At 34.4% G+C, this 2,261-nt stretch carries 3 protein-coding genes and 1 pseudogene; all 4 read right to left on the bottom strand.

The genetic code is table 11. The annotated features are described in order from the left end of the window. A pseudogene (locus tag CIW83_RS21740) lies at positions 1 to 501 on the bottom strand (hypothetical protein); the annotation flags it as partial. Between the two features lie 17 nt (positions 502 to 518). Further along, positions 519 to 905 carry an ABC transporter permease gene (locus CIW83_RS24700; protein WP_304440630.1) on the bottom strand — a complete coding sequence of 129 codons (387 nt, stop codon included), beginning with the start codon at positions 903 to 905 and terminating at the stop codon, positions 519 to 521. Beyond that, positions 902 to 1,450, bottom strand: a complete 549-nt coding sequence (locus CIW83_RS24695; RefSeq protein WP_304440629.1) for an ABC transporter permease — start codon at positions 1,448 to 1,450, stop codon at positions 902 to 904. The genes CIW83_RS24700 and CIW83_RS24695 overlap by 4 nt, the downstream gene beginning before the upstream one ends. 12 nt (positions 1,451 to 1,462) lie before the next feature. After that, positions 1,463 to 2,261, bottom strand: a 799-nt coding sequence (locus CIW83_RS21730) for an ABC transporter permease (protein ID WP_143598621.1), incomplete at its 5' end; no start/stop codon positions are given.

Here is a 2,261-nt window from a genome sequence, read left to right as displayed (position 1 = left end):
TCCTATACTATTGTATACAAAGATTAAATCATCAGAAGTTACAGGTACTCCATCAGACCAAGTTAAATCCTTGTGAATCCTGTAAGTAGCAGTTTTAGCTTCTCTGTCGAAATCAACATCACACCATCCGCCATTTACTATTTCTTTGTTTGGACCTGATCTCATGAATCCTGATTGTAGAGGCTCTGCTAATTGACTGTCTACAGCATTTGAAGATAAGAATTCATTAAAAATACCTTCAAAAGGTGTATCTGTTACTATAGCAACATTAAGTGTACCGCCTACTGTTGCTCCATCTTTTTTAATAGTCATTGGATGAGGTAGTACAATATCTACACCTACAGCAGGTTCGTCTTGTCCTTGGTCGCCTTTATCTTCTGGCTGTTGAGACACATCTTCATTACTTACTGGTGGCTCTTGGTCTACCTTTTTACCACAGGATGTTAGTACAAGTACTAATACCAGCAGTAGTGGAATAATAACTTTCCAGCTTCTTTTCATTTTAATTTCCCCCTTATTTATCCTAATCTTTGTTTTGCGTCGGACGCCCTTTTAACAGCTTGCCCAACGTAATTTATACACAGCATCATCACTAGTATCAATAATGATGCAGGTAACCATAACCATAGTTTGCCTGTCATAGCACCTGGAGTTCTTGCATATGAAACCAAAGTTCCAAGTGATGGTGTAGCTGGCGGCAAACCAAATCCTAAGAAAGATAATCCAGTTTCAATTCCTATGTTCCCTGCAAATCCTAAAATTAACTCAACGATAATGATTGAACTAATATTTGGAAGAATTCCAGTAAACATAATCTTCAAATCACTTGTACCCATTATCCTAGAAGCATTTATATAATCCCTTCTATTTTCTGATAATGCCTTACTCCTTACTAATCTAGTCATCCCAACCAATAAAATATACTCATAATAAATATGAAATGCCACATAGTATATTTGGGAATTACAACTACGAAGGTAATGACAAGCATAGTTGTAGGCAATATAGAGATAAAATCACATACTCTCATTATAATACTATCTACCTTCCCACCATAGAAACCTACAATCAATCCCATGATCAATCCCGTTACAGAAGTCAGTATGGTAACAGCAAAGCCTATTAAAATGGAGTTTCTTCCACCTATTAACAATTGTCCTGCAATCGATCTTCCTCCAATATCCGCCCCCAAAATAAATTCTTTGCTAGGTGCGTGATATTTATTTCTCAAGTTTATCCTCATAAGCTCTTCTTGATCTATTAGAAAAGAACCTACTATTACAGTGGTGAAAATAATAACTAACATAATAAGACAGAATGTTGCCAGCTTATCAGCTCTAAATTCTCTTTTTATTACCTTCCAAAAGGAGGGCACCTCACTAACGGATTTTAATGTTTCTTCATCTATTTTAGAGGCAACATCTTTCACAACTTTTTTTTCTTTATTCATACCTGCTACCCCCTATTCTATCCTTATTCTTGGATCAACAATTGTCATAATTATATCTGACAATAAACTTCCAAGTAACGTCAATACACCAAATAATAGAACCAAAGCATTCATTACTGAATAATCTCTACTGGTAATTGAGGATATAAATAGTTCCCCCATGCCTGAGTAGCCAAATATAGTTTCGATAAAAATGGAACCGCCTAAGAGTCCAGTAATGGTAAATCCAAAGAATGCAGCTATTGGAAGCAATGAGTTTCTAAATATATGATGACTATAAACCTTGTTTATAGGAACTCCCTTACTTCTTGCAGTTTTTACATAATCTTGAGTTTTAGCATCTATTACTTCGTTTCTAAGATATTGTATCGTTCCTGTAGTCCTTAAGATAGCAGCTGTAATTGCAGGTAAAATCATATGATGGAGTCTACTAAGAACATAAGCAAATGTTCCTTTTTGAATTCCTACTTCTACAGAACCCGTAGTTGGAAACCATCCAAATTTATATCCAAATATTGCTAAAAGTATCAGTGCCAAAATAAATGAAGGTATTGCAAAGCTTACAAAATTATATATAATTACTCCTTTATCAAAACGCGAATTATTGTATCTTCCAGAATATATTCCAAGTGGTATTGCTATAAGGTATGTCAATGTTAAAGTCAATAATGACAGCCATAATGTATTTACTGCTCTTGCCCCAATTAATTTTTCAACAGGCATTTTATAAGTATAGGATTGTCCAAATTCTCCTTTTGTAATAATCTTAGTAACCCAATCCTTATATTGTTCAGGTATAGGTTTATTTAAA

The sequence above is a fragment of the Tissierella sp. P1 genome, from assembly GCF_002266425.1.
Taxonomy (GTDB): Bacteria; Bacillota; Clostridia; order Tissierellales; family Tissierellaceae; genus Tissierella; species Tissierella carlieri.
Note: the sequence above shows the minus strand (reverse complement) of the source record. Positions and strands in the feature narration are given on the sequence as shown.